The following is a 17,362-nucleotide window of genomic DNA, read 5'->3' on the forward strand; positions in this document are numbered from 1 at the left end:
GTTAAAATAGCTGTACAGATTCGTACCATTTATGGTACAAATCAATTTATGAATAACATAAAACACAAGAAAGTGTCTGTTCACTTTTTCCGAACTGCGTCGGGAAGTGAGCCTGTCAGGGAATGGTTATTATCTCTTGCAAAAGAGGATAGAAGCGCCATAGGACAAGACATAAAAACAGCAGAGTATGGTTGGCCCGTCGGTATGCCCATATGTCGTTCTATGGGTGACGGACTGTGGGAAGTACGAACCAATTTGGAAGGTGGTCGTATTGCTAGGGTATTATTTTTCTTTAGAAACAACGAATTAATTTTACTGAATGGCTTTATGAAGAAAACCCAAAAGACACCTAAATCTGAATTAGATTTAGCTAGAAAACGAAAGCGAGAGGCTGAAAATGGCTAATAAACATATCGGCTCTTCCTTTGATGATTTCCTAGAAGAGGAAGGCACACTGGCTGAAACCAATGCCGTCGCTATAAAGCGAGTGGTGGCTTGGCAAATTCAGCAGAAGATTGAGCACGAGCACTTGTCCAAAACAAAGATGGCACAGTTGATGAAAACAAGCCGCTCTGGATTGGATCGACTGCTTGACCCAAACAACACGTCTGTCACGCTTCATACCTTGGATAATGCCGCGAAAGCGTTAGGTAAAAAGCTAAAATTAGAGCTTGTTTAGAAAGCTACGTCACTATCCTCATTTTAATTATGGCTAAGTGTTGCTTATGCTTCACAGTTTCTAAGACATGCTAAAAAATCTTTGCGTACGGAAAAATTAAACACTGACTTGCAGGAGTAAAATATGGATACACTAAGTTACTCAGCTTTTAAAGCCAATCTTGCTAGCACGTTTGATAAAGTGAATAACGATCATAAGCCTGTTCTCATTACTCGTCAGGGTGGCAAACCAGCCGTATTGATTAGCTTAGAGGGCTTTCAAGCGTATGAGGAGACGGCCTATTTGATGGCAAGCCCAAAAAACGCTTCTCGTTTGAACGAAGCCATTGCCGAAGTGGAAGCAGGCAAGACACAGATAAGGGAACTGATTGAGGAATGATGTTATCTTGGACTGAAAATACATGAGAAGATTATCTTTACTGACAAAAAAAACACTCAAACGCATCAACACATTAATAAAAGACGGTTAAATCACCTCCAATAGAACGCTCTTCCAGTAACATGGAGAGCGTTTTTTTGTCTATCTAAGCTAAAGACAAAATTTATTACTAAACCAGCACATAGATCAAAAAACAATCAAATAACGTCTAAAGTCTTAGATTAAAGCATTAACAAAGCGTATGGTCGATACAACACTAAGAAAAGTGATATTGGCAAACGCTCCGCAAACCTCGTTTAAAAACGCCAATCTTCCCGATTGCACTCTAGTGCATAAGTAATACCGATTTTCGTCGCACGACTTAAGGCAACACAAACAGGAGAGGATGATGAAATACAACGTAGGTACAACAGATAGAGTGATCAGAATTGCAATGGGTGCCGTCGTCATCGCAATCGGCGTATATTTCAATTCTTGGTGGGGTGCAATCGGCATTGTACTGCTTGCCACAGGCGTATTTAGCGTCTGCCCAGCGTATCTACCTTTTGGTTTTTCAACGTGTAAAACAGAGGAGTAGAAAAAATCAGGTGTAAAATGACAGGGTTAAAACATAAAAACCGACTTCAGGACACTGGTAGTCGGTTTTTTGCTCTTACCAATAAAGCTTATCTTACCAAAGATGTGGAAAGAGATATGAAATCGCATCAAAAGGAATACGCTTAATCTTAAGAAGCTCTTTTGCTTCCCCACTAATCCAGCCTTCCTCGATAAGTTGTTTAACCATCGCGCGGGAATTGGTTTCTCCCATCTTGGTAAATGCTGGAACATCTCCCCTCATTACCTTAGTGCCGTTTATTATTTCCTTTAGCAAAATAAACGCTTCGACACGCCATTTTTTTAGCTGCTTCCCTTTCGTACTTAAAGCGCCTCCAGCTACGCGTAAGTCAGCATATTGCTTTAATCGAATATCAAATGATTCTATTTCAAGAACGCCAGAAAGATACTGAATTTGGTCAAGACAGGTTTCAAGAAAATAACGCTGGAAAGCCTCAAGCCCTCTGTTTGAAAGAATCCCTCGCCCATCAGTACTGCCTTGTCGAACCATGTCAGCCCCTGCCAGACGAAGTTTGTATTCATCAACTGTTCTTGCAAAACCTCGACTTAACGTCCAAAGGCCATAGCCTTCAACCCCTGCAGCTCTCATATAACTATCCGTAAACAAACGACAAACTCGACCATTTCCATCTAAAAATGGATGAATCCACGCTAGACGGTGATGAGCAGCGGATGCAGCAAGAAGACGACTTTCTCCGAAAAGATGATCCAATCTATAAGCACTATGGAACCAGTTCAAATATCCATTTAACTCTTCCACACTTGGCGGTAAATGCTTACCGACTTGAACTTGAGTCGTTCTTAGTTGGCCTGGTTCGACAACAAACACTTCTCCCGTAGATTCTCGAACATGCGTTCTAGTTGACTCTGATAAGTCTTCAAAAAACCATTTATGTATCAAGCATAGAAATGCTCTGTCTGTTATATGCTCTGGCTTAACTTTACTATCAGCCAAAGCGGCCTGAGCAGCTAAATGAGCCTCAACTTCTAATAAATCGTTCCGTTTTACAAGATCAGTTGGTCTAACCTCTTCAGCGTGAATAATGTCAGCAGGCTCTGTGCTGTTTCCTTCAATCCTATTACTGTAGTAACTATTCACAAAACGCAGTAAATGTTCTACTGCAGGCTTAAGGCTCGGTCGAATGGAAGCCGATAGGCTAGAGGATTGCTTATAAACCTCCACAACCATATCTCTAATATCTCCAGACGCTTTTTCTGGCTGAACAAAAGGAGTTATACTGATCATTTTAACGGCTCAAATAATATAAAAAACACTTAAAAATCAAAATATTAAAATATACTTACATTTAAGTTTAACGATTTAATTAAGGACATAATATACCACATGACTTAGCTTTGATAGACGAATAAACATATTAGTTCTTCCCTTGATGATTTCCTAGAAAAGGAAAGCACACTGGCTGAAACCAATGCCGTCGCTATAAAACGAGTGGTGGCTTGGCAGATTCAGCAGAAGATTGAGCACGAGCACTTATCCAAAACAAAAATGGCGCAGTTGATGAAAACAAGCCGCTCTGGATTGGATAGACTGCTTGACCCAAACAACACGTCTGTCACGCTTCATACCTTGGATAATGCCGCGAAAGCGTTAGGTAAAAAGCTAAAATTAGAGCTTATTTGAAGATTTGAAATAATCTTGAGAAAGATGAGGCAAGCACCAACACCAAAAAAGCCAATACAAACCTCAATTCGTATTGGCTTTTTATGCTCTATTCAGCGTTATTTAACGGCTTTTTCATCCCATGTTTTTAGTTCAGACTTCGACCAAGAACCATACGAGGCATTTGGCATAACAATCCAATCGTTACCAAAATGCGCCGCTTCTTTCGCCACGAGTCCACGCTGGTACTCTGTCGATTCCTTATTTTTAAACTCGGCAGCAAAATCATGCAGGCTATCGCCAATCAACATAAGAATATCGTGTTCTTTGCGCACGACATCACGACGTGTTTCTTTCGACTCTGTATACAGCAACACATTGTCACTGCTCACTTGGGCAATATTCAGCTTCTTCAATGTCTTAATCGTGTCGGCTTTGTTCTCTTGAAAACGGTCTGAGATATAGTAAATTTTCACGCCCTGCTGTGTGACAAAATCGATAAAATCTTTTGCGCCTGGAATCAAGGTCGGTTCGCCTTTTTTCTCCCAATCACTCCAAGTATCCCAAGAAGTATAATCGTGACAGTTGTTTACATCTCTAACCAATAAAGGTGTGTTATCTATCACGGTTTCATCCAAATCCAACACCACAGCAGGCTTTTTATCGGAATCATGGTTCGCTAAAAGCTGAATAATACGCTGTGTCGCAAACTGATAGGCCTGTAGCTGGAGCGCCATTACTTCGGCAGACTGCTGTTGGTAACGTAGCGCCATAGTGTATTCTTTCGGTGCACAAGTCATATCTTCAGCGGCAAACGTAACACTGCTCAATAGTGGTAAGGCGACAAGAATAGATGCGGTGACTTTTCCCATAAAAACTCTCCATTTGTGTATAACCAATAAATGTGACATTTTTATTAAACACGCATTTAATTATAACTCAAAGCTATTTTTTACTTTTTTCTTATTTCAACACCATGAAAAAGACAGCTTTGTATAGTATGAATAGTGATAAGAATGCCTGTTTCATTGGACTGAAAGAGCCATCCGTGATTAAAGTGGCGCCTATGAAGCATCCACAACATCATGGATACAGGAAAGAAATTCAAGCGTATGAGGAAACGCCCTGTCGATCAAACAGGGCGTTTTTTGTTTCATCTTCACGCAACATGGTGGCTAAAGCGTTTAGGCAGTAGGTACGGTACCGCCATCCACAATGTATTCCGTGCCTGTGATAGACGACGCTCTCGCTGACACTAGAAAAGTGATTAAGTCAGCTACTTCCGAGGGCTGGGCTGGACGCCCTAAAGGAATGCCGCCAAGCGAATCCATAATCATTTTCTTGCCTCCCTCATAATCAGTGCCAGCATGGTCAGCAAGCCGCTCAGCGAGTCGGACCGATGCTTCCGTTTCTATCCAACCGGGTGATACACGCACAACGCGTATGCCTTTTGGCGCTACTTCTTTCGATAAACTTTTACTGTAAGTGGATAACGCCGCTTTCGCCGCGGCATAAGCTGTGGTGGACTCAGGTAGTGGCAGTTTATTCTGTATCGATGTGACGTGGACAATGACCCCAGACTTTTTGACCAACATCGCTGGCAATAATCCCCGATCAATACGCACCGCGGACATCAAATTTTGATTCAGTGCATTTTCCCACTCTTGCTCATCAAGCACAGCAAAACCACCGCTTGGGGCACTTGAGCCACCCAGAACATTGACAATAATATCAACACCACCAAACTTTTCTAGCACGGTCTTTACAACGGCAGTACAACCAGCAGCGCTTAGCAAATCCCCCTCAATGTATGAAATATCTTCTGGCGCATCGCTGGGGACAGATCGAGCAACCGCAACAACACTCACTCCAGCCTCATGTAATGACTTAACGACGGCAGCCCCCAACCCCTTCGTACCACCAGTAACCAACGCTGTACGCCCCTTTAACTCAAGATCAAAACTCATAGCGTGATCTCCAATGAGGTAATTTTGTCGCCATCCAGCGTGAAAGCGTATTGAAGGTTCACAGGGCTTCCAGGGAAATTCCCTGCGACCAAACCCGTGACAATCGTTTGCTCTTCGCTTTCGTTTAAGGCCTGTGGTTCAACTGTGTAAGTATATTTAGTCGATGAACTCATTTTCCACTGCTTAATTGCGTCCAACCCCGTATAAGTTTGTCCTTCATCTTTTACCACTGCCTCATCGGAAAAACAGGCAACAATCGCCTCACTGTCGCCTTCATCTGCCTGAAAATACTTTGCAATGGGTTTTGGAAGATCAATAGCCATAATAAAACTCCTTCACTTAAAATCAGTTACTTAGGACAAGCCAAATTGCTGTATGAAAAGAATGGCGTTAAGCTACCTGGAAAACAAGAACCGACAAAAAAGTAGGGTACTTACTAAGAAGTAAGTTTTTGATCTCATAAGGGCTAAGGTCATAAAAAAAATGACAGAAAAATGGACGCCAGCTTCTGCAGCCGATGGCGTAGAGCAAGTACTAAAGATTCTAGAAGGAAAATGGAAGTTAGTAATACTCTTCCATCTCTTTGGTGGACAAGTAAAACGCTTCTCTGAATTAGAAAAAGCCATCCCAGCCATCACCCAAAAAATGCTCATTCAGCAGCTTCGTCAGTTAGAAGCGGATGGAATCGTCACACGGACTATTTATCACCAAGTCCCACCAAAAGTAGAATACCGTTTAACGGAATGGGGACAGGAGCTTTGCCCAGCGTTAGACGCCTTACTCAAGTGGGCTGAAAATAAGGCATGATGTTAATACTCTCTATGTAACTCAAGAAATGACTCTGCTCACAGGATTCCACACTTTAAATAACTGACCTTGTGATGAAATTAAAATGCTATTCTTGGGTCTGATTAGTGCTTGGTACGTTTTTCAACACACTTCAACAAAAGAGACATAGTATGAAAATGTTACGTTTTATCTCCATTTTAGAAGGCACATCGCTGCTATTGTTGCTCTTCATTGCTGTGCCATTGAAGCGCCTGATGGACATGCCTGAGTATGTGAGCATCATTGGCCCGATTCATGGTGGGTTGTTTATCTTGTTTAATATTCTTCTGGCGTTAAGTGTGTCTCGCTATGGGGTGTCGTCAAAACACGCCTTGATGGGGTTTGTTGCGTCATTAGTGCCATTTGGTAGTTATGTCTTTAAAGCGAAAGTCTTAAACAAATACTAAGTTTAAGAAATACATGATAGATAACGTTAGTAAATAAAAGGGCCTTTGTCATTCAAAGGCCCTTTTATTATGTCTAGCTGGCGTGGTTACACCTTGAAAAAGCTAACTTTTGTGGTCAATTTCTTTGATAGTTGCGCAAGTCGTTCGCTCGATTGAGCCACTTGCTCAGACCCTGTGGCGCTTTCCATTGTGGCGGCGTGCACTCGGGTAATATTCAAGTTCATGTCTTCCGCCACGCGCTCTTGCTCCGCTGACGTTTGGGCGATTTGCGTATTCATGTCATTGATCGCCATAACCTCAGTACGAATACTCGCCAAAGCGGCACGGGCTTCTTGAGTTTGTTCAACGGTTTTTTGCGCCCGCTCTCGACTGGTGTTCATGATCTCAGCGGCTTTGCTTGATCCTTCTTGTAAACGAACGATCATGTTACTAATCTCGCTGGTCGACTGCTGTGTCCGTGTCGCCAATGAACGTACTTCATCGGCCACAACCGCAAAGCCTCGGCCATGTTCACCCGCTCGCGCCGCTTCAATGGCGGCGTTCAACGCCAATAAATTCGTCTGTTCTGCAATGGCGCTGATAACGTCGGTGATTTTTTCAATATTGCCGCTATCAACCGACACCTTCTCGACCGTTGTTGCTGCCAATTCTAATGTCTCAGACAGATGCATAATGGCTTCTGCGGTTGAATTGACTTTTGTGTTACCACTTTCTACTTCGCGATCCACTTTCTGCGTTGCTTCTGCTGCGTGGCCTGCGTGGCCTGCGACTTCAGAAACCGAGGCCGACATTTCATTGATGGCAGCCGCCATTTGTGTGGTATCGGAAGACTGCTGACGAAGACGACGGTTATTTTCATTTGCCGTGGTGTTCAGTTCAGACGACGCAATGTCGAGTTCATCGGCGGCACTACGCACATCTAGGATAATTTGTTGTAAACGCGACACCATGGTGCGAACACTCCCAATCATGCTGTTGGGATAATTCGTTTCTATTTTGACATTCAGATTCCCATCGGCGATTCGCTGCACTAGCTCGGCAACATCTTCAGGTTCGCCGCCAATTCTCGCTTGTATGCTTCGAATCAAAGTAATCGCCACCAAGACACTGAAAACCGCGGCGATAAGAGTAACGATCAGCATTAACTTAACAAAGGTGCTGGCAACGTTCATCACAACGCCAATGTCTTCATTAATGACTTCTTCCTGGTGATTAATAAAAGCATTTATGCGTTTTAGCCATTCCGTATAAGCTGGGGAGACATCTTGCATTAACAGTTGGGTAGCAAGGGTAGTATTGCCTTGTTGAGCCAAATCCAGCAAGGCTTTCGTCGACTTCTGTGTCGTGACTTCAATATCTTGAATGGCTTTTAACAGGGCTCGCTCTGCTGTGGAAGCATCAGATAACATGAGTTGACTCATGGATTTCGCCGATTGCTGATAAAACGAGTCTAACTCTTGAATTAAGGTGAGCTCTTGATTCAGACGCGCAGGATCCGAGGCTAAAACCACATCACGAACGGCAATGGCTCTATCATGAACGCTGCCACGAAAGTTAATCGCATAACGTTGCTTCAACGTGGCACCATCGCGCACACTCGTCAATGTGTTATCAATCACATTAACGCGCTGCATACCCACTACTGAAATCAGCAGCAATAGCGCAAAGATAAAAGCAAATCCTAACCCCAAACGCTGAGAAATTTTAAGCTGACTAAACATAGTACTCATCACCTTTTAAAAAGAGTCATGATTGACTAAACATCAACCAAGGGCTGGCAGCATAAACCGCTAAGCAAATAAAAACCAGCTGTGCATTGCGAAGACAAAAAGAATCTAAAAACGTGTAAAAAAAACTAAAAAAATCCATCCAAAAGACACATTGATACGTAGTCATATACGATAAAAAATGCCTCCTGACTCAATCAGAAGGCATTTCGTTTTAACCAAGTACTATTAATGTCGTCTAATGTATTGTCTGTTGTTTAGACCGTAGACTTTTTCACGAACTGAGATTTCAGCATCATTTCACCGCCGCCATCCAATTTGCAATCGATGTCGTGATCGCCATCCACAAAACGTTTAATCGTCGCTTTGGTGCCAATTTTTAGCACTTGAGACGATCCTTTTACTTTGAGGTCTTTTGCCAAGGTCACCTTGTCGCCTTCTTGCAATACGTTGCCGCCCATGTCCTTGATAATAAGCGCATCTTCGTCCACCACAACTTCATTTGGATTCCATTCGTGCGCGCACTCAGGGCAAATCAGCATGGCTTGATCTTCGTACACATAAGAGGAGTTACATTGTGGGCAATTAGGAAGACTCATTGTTTATCACTACCTTTGACGTTAACAGAAAAATTTCGCCCATTATAACCCTATTTTTGATATGGTTTTTATCATCCCCGTAAAATAAACGTGTATTTTTCTATTTTGCTCACTGAAAAAACAAAAAACGATTTAAAACAATCTAATTGTCTCTTAAATACGTACTAGGCTTGATAGAGAGCAATGTTATAGGAAGTTTATAATGAAAGTGAGCGTCATGTGGTTTGGAAATGATCTGCGTTGTGCTGATCAGGATATGTTGTGGCAAGCTGCGCAAGAGGTGGATCATCTTGTCTGCCTGTATTGTGACGAGCCCCATAACAATCGTCCCAGTCGATATGCCACGCAGGGCATGTCTGCGAATCGAAGACGCTTTTTAAATCAAGGACTTAAAGACCTTGCGCAACAGCTACAAGCATTAGGGCAAACCTTATTCATTAGTTCTATGGATGCGGCCACCAGCTTAAACTTGCTGCTAAACGAAGTACCTATCTCTCACCTTTATCGAAACCACCACGGTGGCTGGGATGAACAGCAAGCGCTTAAGCGTATCATCCATCAGTTCCCAGACGTTCGCGTTCATTTAGGACATGATTTGAGTTTGTTTAGACCCTCTCAGCTGCCTTTTGAGATAACCGAACTGCCCAGCTCTTTTTCAAAATTTCGCCGTTTAGTGGAAAACATTCACCCTGCGTCCCCATTACCGTCCGTGGAAACCTTGCCGCCTGCGGCCATTTTCAATATCCAAAAAATTCGTCCTTGGCAAGATGTCTCAAGCTTGGAAAACGGCGCCTTTACAGGTGGCGAGCAAGCCGCAATGGATCAATTAAGTGACTACTTTTCGACAAATTTGCCCAGTCTTTATAAAGAAACTCGCAACGAATTAGACGGCTGGGAAAACTCCACCAAGTTTTCACCTTGGTTGGCACAAGGCAGTGTATCGGCAAGGCAAATCAAAGCCAGTTTGGACGCTTACGAGCGTGATCATGGCGCCAGTGAATCGACCTATTGGATTTACTTTGAGTTGCTTTGGCGCGAGTACTTTCACTGGTACGCCACCCGTTACGGCAAACAGCTTTTTTTACCCGGCGGATTATCGGGTAAGCAAACACAAGCCAGCTATTACGCCGAACGTTTTCGCAAATGGAGTCAAGGCAATACACCTTATCCCTTAGTGAACGCCTGTATGAAACAGCTCAATCAGACGGGTTTTATGAGCAACCGCGGACGTCAAATAGTTGCCAGTTGTTTGATCTACGAATTAGGCATCGATTGGCGTTACGGTGCGGCTTATTTTGAGCAGCAATTGATCGATTATGATGTCGGCTCAAACTGGGGGAATTGGCAATACATAGCGGGCGTTGGCGCCGATCCAAGAGGTGGACGTCACTTCAATTTGCAAAAGCAAAGCGAACAATACGACCCAAACCAACATTTTATTCATAAATGGCAAGGCCAAGTATTTGACACCCAATTGGACTCGGTCGACGCCGCCGACTGGCCGATTTACCCTCATTCATAATGTTGTTATCTACTAACCCAGTCGTCGTTTGGTTAAAGCGCGATCTGCGCCTTACAGATCATGAGCCACTTGCCAATGCGATCGCACAAAATAGGCCGCTCATTGTACTGTATGCTTTTGAGCCGAGCTTGGTGGCAGACCCACATTACGATGTACGCCATTGGCGTTTTGTGTGGCAATCTTTAGAGGACATTAACCAACAACTGGTTGAGGTCGGTGGACGTTTGTACATTGTCTATAAAGAAGCCTTAGAGGCGCTAATAGAACTCCACCAGCAAACTCAATTCGATCAACTGTTCAGCAGTGAAGAGATCGGTATAGATCTAACGTTTCAGCGCGATAAAAAAGTAAAGCACTGGTGTCGACTCAACCATATTCACTGGCAAGAGTCGCCAACGGGTGCGGTCATTCGTGCGCTCAAAAATAGAGTGTCATGGGACGATGCTTGGCAAAAAGTGATGCGCTCGCCCATTGTCGACATCAAACTCAACCATCTTTCTTGGTATCCGTTAGAGCATGTGGACATCAGCTTACCGGCGTCATGGAAAACACCTCAAAAGGGCATGCAGACTGGCGGCCCAACGCTGGCTTGGCGCACCCTAGAAAGCTTTTATAACGGTCGAGGTAAGGATTATTATCGCTCTATTTCAAGCCCTCTGAGTAGTCGTTCCGCCTGTACTCGGCTATCACCTTATTTGGCTTGGGGCAATATTAGCCTAAGAGAAGTCTATCAAGACTTGTTATCTCGCTGGCAAACACCCGGCTGGCGTCGAACGCTCATTGCCTTAAGCTCTCGATTGCATTGGCATTGTCATTTTATGCAGAAATTCGAAAGCGAATGCGCGATGGAGTTTCGACCCGTCAATCGGGCCTACGACGCCTTTCCTTACCGCCAAGATGCACAAGTCGATACCGATTTACAGGCTTGGCAACAAGGTCAGACTGGCTATCCAATCATTGATGCGTGCATGCGCGCTGTCAACGCAACGGGCTATATGAATTTTCGTATGAGAGCCATGATGGTGAGTTTTTTATGCCATCATATGAACATTGATTGGCGACAAGGTGTGCATCATCTGGCTCGCCTATTTTTAGACTTTGAGCCCGGTATTCATTACCCGCAATTTCAAATGCAAGCCGGCGTGACGGGCGCCAATACAATACGCATCTACAACCCACTTAAACAAGCCCAAGACCAAGATCCCGATGGCGAATTTATTCACCGTTGGGTGCCAGAATTAAAAGAAGTACCCGCTCCTCTTGTTCATGCTCCTTGGGAAATGACGCCCATGGAAGAAGCCTTATATCAATGTCATATTGGCGTCGATTACCCAGCTCCTATTGTTCCGCTAGTAGAGGCCGGAAAAGCGGCGAGAGACAGACTGTGGGGGTATCGTCAGCAATTTGAGGTGAAACAGGAAAAGCAACGCATCTTAGCCACACATGTTAGACCCTCTAAACGGCCTAAAAAAATCAAAGGATCCCCATGACTCAGTACCACACCTTACGTTTCATCCTTGGCGATCAGTTAAACGCAGCGCATTCTTGGTTCAAAGAACAAGACCAAGGCGTATTGTATGTCATCGCCGAGCTGCATCCTGAAGCCACCTATGTAAAACATCATATTCAAAAGCTCTGTGCGTTTTTCCTAGCGATGGAAACCTTTGCCAATGAGCTTATGGCGGCGGGACATCAAGTTCACTATCTCACCTTAGACGATACAAAAGACCACACTCTTGACTCACTTATTTTTTCTATCGTCGCTCAAGAGAAGATTCAAACAATCGAGCTCATGAGGCCAGACGAGCACCGCGTGTTAATGCAATACAAACACCTGTTTGAACACGCAAAACAACCTGTCACCCTATTCGATACAGAACATTTTTTATTGCCATTCGAAGACATCCCACTGTACTTCAAGCCCCAGCACAGTGTGCGGATGGAGAATTTTTATCGCAAAATGCGCCAACGCTTCAATATATTAATGGACAGCGATGCTCAACCCGAAGGCGGGAAATGGAATTATGACAGTGACAATCGCAACAAACTCAAAGCCCAAGACCTCAACGCTATCCCCGCCCCTTTGTGTTTTCAATACAATGTTCAACACCTGCTTGAGCGTATAGAACGTCACCACATTGCGTCTATTGGCAACCCTCAAATCAGCTTACTCTGGCCTGTCAGCCAGCAAGATGCATTGGTTTTATTGGCGTATTTTTGTGAGCATTTATTGCCAAACTTTGGTCGCTTTCAAGACGCCATGACCGACAAAACACCTCATAGCTGGAGTTTGTACCATTCGCGTCTGTCTTTTGCGCTTAACGCGAAACTGATTAGCCCAAAACAAGTGATCAACGCGGCGATCGCGGCGTACCAAGAAAACAACGCCATCGACATTGCGCAAATTGAAGGCTTCGTCAGACAGATACTTGGCTGGCGTGAATATGTGCGCGGCATGTATTGGATCAATATGCCCGATTACCAAGAACAGAATGCGTTAGAAGCCCATCGAGATTTACCTCACTATTTCTGGCATGGGCAGACCAAAATGAAATGCCTAGCCAGCGCCATTGGACAATCACTCGATTATGCGTACGCCCACCATATTCAACGACTGATGGTCACGGGAAACTTCTGCATGTTAACGGAGATTGAGCCGCAACAAGTCGACGAATGGTATTTAGGCATTTATATCGATGCCCTAGAATGGGTAGAATTACCCAACACACGTGGCATGAGTCAATTTGCTGACGGTGGCTGGATCGCGTCCAAGCCTTATGCCGCGAGCGGCAGTTACATGCAAAAGATGAGCGACTATTGCAGCGATTGCCATTACAAAGTGAAAGAAAAAACCAGTGAGGCATCTTGCCCACTAAACAGTTTATATTGGCGCTTTATGGTCAAACACAGAGAACGTCTCGCAACAAACCCGCGCATCGGCATGATTTACGGCAACTGGGACAAACAAAACGACGCGCAAAAGCACGCCGTCTTACAACGAGCAGAATGGTGTTTAGATAACATCGAATCGCTATGATGACCCAGTGCAAGCTTAACGAATTGACGCGGCTTCTTGGCGATTAACACGTTGTTGCTGCCATTTAGCCAACCTTGGCAGCAACAAACCGGCAATCACAATCGCCACACCGAGCAGCTGCAGTTGGGTTACACTTTGTCCATAAGCAAAGGCCGTCAGTGCGGCAAATACAGGCACAAAATTGAAGAACAAAGATGCATTGGCCGCGCCGAGTTGCGTCACTCCAGAAATCCACAACAAATAGCCACCAACCGTACCAAACACGCCAATAAATAATAAATCGCCCAACACATAACCACTAATCGCCAAGCTTTCTTGCCATGGATGAACCTCAGGGCTAAACGCGGTCACCAAAGAGATCACACCCAAACCGGATAACATGCCCACCAAAGTATAAGGAATCATCGGCATCCAACGGCTCACACCTTGGGTCAAGTAGGTATAAAGACTCCAGCACAACATGCCTAGAAAAATCATTTGATCACCATGATTGAACTGAAAGCCTAGTAAGCGTTTCATCTCACCATTGGTTAACACCAATAACACACCGGATAAACACACCACCAAACTAAACACGGCGCCGCGAGCGGGCAGTTTGCGTTGTAACAAAGAACCTATCAAAGACGTAGCCAATGGGCTAAGCGCCATAATAAGGGCGCCATTACTTGCATCGGTATGAGCCAGTCCAGTAAACAAACCAAGGTTTAAGCCGCCCACCCCAACAATAGAAACGCCAAGCGCCCACGCCCATTGTTTGGTCGTAAGGCTAGGCATGGGCAGATTTTTCCATTTAGCATAAATAAACAAGCATAAGGCGGCGATAGCAAAACGCCAAATAACCAAGGTCAGTGCATGCACCTCTCCCAACGCATGTTTACCCACAGGGAAACACGCCCCCCAAAAAAACGTACACAACAGCAGTAGCAATACGGCATTCATATTCGCCGAACGATTCATACCTTTCTCCACTAAAAGGACACTTGAAAATATGATCCTTAGTGTATAGATTTTAAATTCGGCATAAATAGACAAAAATGAGATAGTAAATTCCAGATATGAAATTTAATTATTCCCTTGATGACATGCGTTGTTTTTGCGCGGTTGCACAACATGGCAGCTTTAAACAAGCTTCCGCTGCGTTAGAAATACCACTGTCCACATTGAGTCGACGTATTGCCAAACTCGAAGCAGACTTGGCCATTAGATTATTAAATCGAGATGCGCACAGAGTACAGCTTACTCACTCGGGACAACGCTATTACGAAAGAAGCTTGCCCCTATTTGAAGAGTTAAACGACGTCGCCGTATGTCTTTTACAAGACAACACCCAAGCCAAAGGCACCATTAGAATATCGGCACCAGTGAATTTCGGCGTTCACGTTTTAGCTCAGCACTTTAATGCCTTTTTAAATCAATACCCTGATATCCATTTGGATTTACGGCTATCGAATCAAACCATCGATATTGAGGAAGAAGCCATCGACATTGCATTTCGCGTCGGTGATCATAATGCCGACCATTGGATTGGTAGACATTTAACCAACATCCGTTTTGTCATCTGTGGTTCCGTCAATTTGAACCTATATAGCATAAAAACGCCCAGCGACTTAGACGGCTTTCCCACGGTCTTGTGTTCGCCTATGTCTACATGGAAGCTGCAAAACACTGTCTCTGGAGAGATGCAAGACCACAAGCCAAACAGCAACATTCGCCTAAAAGTAGACGACATGAGTTTGCTGACTCGCGCGATTCAAGACGGCTTAGGCGTCGGATTCATACCTGATTATCACGCGCAACCCCTAATAGATTCAGGTGAACTGGTACAAATTCTACCGCAATGGAGCAATCAACCACGAGGCTGCCAGATGCTTTATCGTGACCGAGACAATATGCCTTTTCGGCTACACCTCTTGATTGACTTTATGCTCAAGCGCTTTGATAGCCATCGCTGTTACGCTCAATGATCAGTGGATAATTCAACAATCAAATCGCTGCTTATTTTCTCTAGGGCAGCTTCTAAATCAGATAATGGCAAACCCTTTGGCACGGCTAATACCATATCGGTTTTAAACAACATCTCGGAACTCATCGGCGCAGGCTCGCAAGTGGTAGTGAGCTCTTTGACATTGACCATCAAGGAATGCAGTACTTGCGATACTTCTTTCACAATCCCAGGGCGATCGTTACCGACCACAGACAATGACAAAATCGACCCTTCGGTGACGTTCTGGTTCGCCATTTCTACCGTCACATGCAAGCCCAGTTGCTCAAAGTTACGCAATGCGTTAACTAGGGCTTCTTGATGCTCCAACGGAACGGTTACGGTTAAAATACCGGCAAATTTGTCCGCCAGATGCGCCATGCGGCTTTCTAACCAATTACCATGATGTCGGGCAATCGTGTCAGACAAACGCTCAACAATACCGGGACGATCTTCACCAATAAAACTCAATACCAAATGCTGTGACATAGATTTCTCCTTCGATATTTTTAGACTTATGCAAAAGAATACACCGTTTTTAGCAAGAGCATCTTGAGTCACTTAGACTACTGCAATTTATCGTGAGACTCCATCATCTAACGGCGCTTTGGCTTGCCGACGCAAAAACCAAAAGCCTAACGCTGCCGCCATCATGCCCGATAAACTGCCCATACCGATTGCCCACCGAGCCCCAAACACATCGGCCACCCAACCAACCAACGGCGCACCCAACGCAGTACTTCCCAACGCCGTCGCCAACACTACCGCCATGACTCGACCACGATAACGCTTCTGCGTTGCCACCTGCATGTATGACGTTGTGGACGTGGTAAACAATTGCAAACTAAGACCAAGGAAAATCAGCAATACAGCAAAAGACCAAAACGACGGGCTAATGGCGACGAAAAGACAGCTGACGGAAAACATAACGGCCACATAAATCATAAAGCGAAAAGTCGGCGAAGAGCGGCGACTGGCTGTCACCATGGCGCCCGTAATAGAGCCAATCGCCATCATTGAGATCAAAAAGCCATATTGATCTGCGTGCCCTTGGAACACATGTACCGTCATAGCGGACAAGTACACCGAGAAGTTCATTCCTAAACTGCAAATCAAAAACGACATCACCAGAATCACGGCCATTTCTCGATGTTGCCAAATATAACGAAAACCTTCTAAAAATTTTGTCATATCTGGAGTCGCTTTGCTGTTATCAGAAACGACCGCTGGTAAACGTTTCTTAAATTGGTGTAAAGCGAATAACAAGGGGATAAAAGACAGCACATTGATCATGAACACCCAGCCACTGCCAACCGACGCAATTAACAGACCCGCAATAGCCGGACCAACAAGGCGAGCCGAATTAAACGACACAGAATTAAGCCCAACGGCATTGGACAACTCTTTTTCACTGACAATATCTGAAACAAATGCGTGTCTCGCGGGGGCATCAAAGGCTGCCACACAACCCAGAGCAAAGGCGCAAGCACACACCTGCCAAAGCACCACATGACCACTCAACACCAACAAACCTAATATCAGAGCCAGCCCCGCCATCAAACATTGTGTAATGAACAATAGCTTACGACGATCCATACGATCGGCCGCCCAGCCCGTAATAGGCAACAACAAAATCTGCGGGGCAAATTGCAAAAACACCACCAACCCAACGGCCGAGGCATTTTTGTCTGATAACTCGGCAATAACAATCCAATCCTGAGCGGTACGCTGTAACCAAGTACCAATATTAGAGATGACTGCCCCACCAAACCAAAGTCGATAATTTGGATTGGCAAGAGACCGAAACGTCTTACTCAATATGCGCTCCTTCGATGATTCATAAAAAATGCGTCTCTATTCGCTAAAAAGTGTCATTTAGTAGACGTAACATAATAGGCTCATAACGCTACACAAAAAACACATTTATTCTAGGAAGTTCCTTGTATAATTGAGGAAATACATCCTACTCTGTAATAACGTTAAAGGGTTGAAGCTCTTACA

At 44.5% G+C, this 17,362-nt stretch carries 20 protein-coding genes; 11 read left to right on the top strand and 9 right to left on the bottom strand.

Going from position 1 to position 17,362, the window contains the following annotated elements; all coding sequences use genetic code 11:
- Positions 1-48 precede the first annotated feature (48 nt).
- The 4 genes from DK187_RS11240 to DK187_RS11255 all read left to right on the top strand — a co-directional run bounded on the left by DK187_RS11240 (position 49) and on the right by DK187_RS11255 (position 1,634).
- Positions 49-405 (top strand): type II toxin-antitoxin system RelE/ParE family toxin, encoded by a 357-nt coding sequence (locus DK187_RS11240; RefSeq protein ID WP_111607439.1) that lies wholly within the window; start codon positions 49-51, stop codon positions 403-405.
- Positions 398-679: a helix-turn-helix domain-containing protein gene (locus DK187_RS11245; protein WP_111607440.1), complete on the top strand. Its 282-nt coding sequence runs from the start codon at positions 398-400 to the stop codon at positions 677-679. Before DK187_RS11240 ends, DK187_RS11245 begins: the two co-directional genes overlap by 8 nt.
- Positions 680-802: 123 nt before the next feature.
- A complete protein-coding gene (locus DK187_RS11250; RefSeq protein ID WP_111607441.1) occupies positions 803-1,057 on the top strand; it encodes a type II toxin-antitoxin system Phd/YefM family antitoxin in 255 nt (84 codons plus the stop codon).
- A gap of 388 nt (positions 1,058-1,445) precedes the next feature.
- Positions 1,446-1,634: a YgaP family membrane protein gene (locus tag DK187_RS11255; RefSeq protein ID WP_111607442.1), complete on the top strand. Its 189-nt coding sequence runs from the start codon at positions 1,446-1,448 to the stop codon at positions 1,632-1,634.
- A gap of 93 nt (positions 1,635-1,727) precedes the next feature.
- Here DK187_RS11255 and DK187_RS11260 read toward each other — a convergent pair whose 3' ends face one another.
- The gene (locus DK187_RS11260) at positions 1,728-2,918 is read right to left on the bottom strand and encodes a Fic family protein (RefSeq protein ID WP_111607443.1); all 1,191 of its coding nucleotides are present in this window, start codon (positions 2,916-2,918) and stop codon (positions 1,728-1,730) included.
- Between the two features lie 273 nt (positions 2,919-3,191).
- Here DK187_RS11260 and DK187_RS21405 point away from each other — a divergent pair, with 273 nt between their 5' ends.
- Positions 3,192-3,314: a helix-turn-helix domain-containing protein gene (locus DK187_RS21405; protein WP_223232278.1), complete on the top strand. Its 123-nt coding sequence runs from the start codon at positions 3,192-3,194 to the stop codon at positions 3,312-3,314.
- A 98-nt stretch (positions 3,315-3,412) separates the two neighbouring features.
- Here DK187_RS21405 and DK187_RS11270 read toward each other — a convergent pair whose 3' ends face one another.
- From DK187_RS11270 to DK187_RS11280, 3 genes are all read right to left on the bottom strand, one after another.
- Positions 3,413-4,165 carry a 5'-nucleotidase, lipoprotein e(P4) family gene (locus tag DK187_RS11270; RefSeq protein ID WP_111607445.1) on the bottom strand — a complete coding sequence of 251 codons (753 nt, stop codon included), beginning with the start codon at positions 4,163-4,165 and terminating at the stop codon, positions 3,413-3,415.
- Positions 4,166-4,477: 312 nt separating this feature from the next.
- The gene (locus DK187_RS11275) at positions 4,478-5,260 is read right to left on the bottom strand and encodes an SDR family oxidoreductase (RefSeq protein WP_111607446.1); all 783 of its coding nucleotides are present in this window, start codon (positions 5,258-5,260) and stop codon (positions 4,478-4,480) included.
- Entirely contained in the window at positions 5,257-5,583 is a 327-nt protein-coding gene (locus DK187_RS11280) for a nuclear transport factor 2 family protein (RefSeq protein ID WP_162623497.1), read from the bottom strand. Before DK187_RS11280 ends, DK187_RS11275 begins: the two co-directional genes overlap by 4 nt.
- Before the next feature lie 160 nt (positions 5,584-5,743).
- On the opposite strand from DK187_RS11280, the gene DK187_RS11285 reads away from it, so the two are divergent.
- Positions 5,744-6,067, top strand: coding sequence for a winged helix-turn-helix transcriptional regulator (locus DK187_RS11285; protein ID WP_111607448.1), 324 nt, complete (start codon positions 5,744-5,746; stop codon positions 6,065-6,067).
- A gap of 152 nt (positions 6,068-6,219) precedes the next feature.
- Entirely contained in the window at positions 6,220-6,495 is a 276-nt protein-coding gene (locus DK187_RS11290) for a DUF3817 domain-containing protein (protein WP_111607449.1), read from the top strand.
- A gap of 86 nt (positions 6,496-6,581) precedes the next feature.
- Here DK187_RS11290 and DK187_RS11295 read toward each other — a convergent pair whose 3' ends face one another.
- Together DK187_RS11295 and DK187_RS11300 are read right to left on the bottom strand one after the other, a co-directional pair.
- Positions 6,582-8,216 (bottom strand): methyl-accepting chemotaxis protein, encoded by a 1,635-nt coding sequence (locus DK187_RS11295; protein WP_111607450.1) that lies wholly within the window; start codon positions 8,214-8,216, stop codon positions 6,582-6,584.
- Positions 8,217-8,479: 263 nt separating this feature from the next.
- Complete coding sequence (locus tag DK187_RS11300; RefSeq protein ID WP_111607451.1) at positions 8,480-8,821, bottom strand: zinc ribbon domain-containing protein YjdM; 342 nt, start codon at positions 8,819-8,821, stop codon at positions 8,480-8,482.
- Positions 8,822-9,023: 202 nt separating this feature from the next.
- Here DK187_RS11300 and DK187_RS11305 point away from each other — a divergent pair, with 202 nt between their 5' ends.
- Genes DK187_RS11305 through DK187_RS11315 form a run of 3 tightly spaced genes read left to right on the top strand, consistent with a single transcriptional unit; the run spans position 9,024 to position 13,380 of the window.
- Entirely contained in the window at positions 9,024-10,343 is a 1,320-nt protein-coding gene (locus DK187_RS11305) for a DASH family cryptochrome (protein ID WP_111607452.1), read from the top strand.
- The gene (locus DK187_RS11310; RefSeq protein WP_111607453.1) at positions 10,343-11,833 is read left to right on the top strand and encodes a cryptochrome/deoxyribodipyrimidine photo-lyase family protein; all 1,491 of its coding nucleotides are present in this window, start codon (positions 10,343-10,345) and stop codon (positions 11,831-11,833) included. The genes DK187_RS11305 and DK187_RS11310 overlap by 1 nt, the downstream gene beginning before the upstream one ends.
- Positions 11,830-13,380 carry a cryptochrome/photolyase family protein gene (locus tag DK187_RS11315; protein WP_111607454.1) on the top strand — a complete coding sequence of 517 codons (1,551 nt, stop codon included), beginning with the start codon at positions 11,830-11,832 and terminating at the stop codon, positions 13,378-13,380. Before DK187_RS11310 ends, DK187_RS11315 begins: the two co-directional genes overlap by 4 nt.
- Positions 13,381-13,395: 15 nt before the next feature.
- On the opposite strand, the gene DK187_RS11320 is transcribed toward DK187_RS11315, so the two are convergent.
- Positions 13,396-14,337, bottom strand: coding sequence for a DMT family transporter (locus tag DK187_RS11320; protein ID WP_111607455.1), 942 nt, complete (start codon positions 14,335-14,337; stop codon positions 13,396-13,398).
- Positions 14,338-14,435: 98 nt separating this feature from the next.
- On the opposite strand from DK187_RS11320, the gene DK187_RS11325 reads away from it, so the two are divergent.
- Positions 14,436-15,344, top strand: coding sequence for a LysR family transcriptional regulator (locus tag DK187_RS11325; protein WP_111607456.1), 909 nt, complete (start codon positions 14,436-14,438; stop codon positions 15,342-15,344).
- Here the strand turns inward: DK187_RS11325 and DK187_RS11330 are convergent.
- Both DK187_RS11330 and DK187_RS11335 read right to left on the bottom strand, forming a co-directional pair.
- The gene (locus DK187_RS11330) at positions 15,338-15,850 is read right to left on the bottom strand and encodes a glycine cleavage system transcriptional repressor (protein ID WP_111607457.1); all 513 of its coding nucleotides are present in this window, start codon (positions 15,848-15,850) and stop codon (positions 15,338-15,340) included. The genes DK187_RS11325 and DK187_RS11330 overlap by 7 nt on opposite strands.
- A gap of 87 nt (positions 15,851-15,937) precedes the next feature.
- Positions 15,938-17,179 (bottom strand): MFS transporter, encoded by a 1,242-nt coding sequence (locus DK187_RS11335; protein WP_111607458.1) that lies wholly within the window; start codon positions 17,177-17,179, stop codon positions 15,938-15,940.
- Positions 17,180-17,362 lie beyond the last annotated feature (183 nt).

This window comes from Marinomonas arctica, from assembly GCF_003259225.1.
Taxonomy (GTDB): Bacteria; Pseudomonadota; Gammaproteobacteria; order Pseudomonadales; family Marinomonadaceae; genus Marinomonas; species Marinomonas arctica.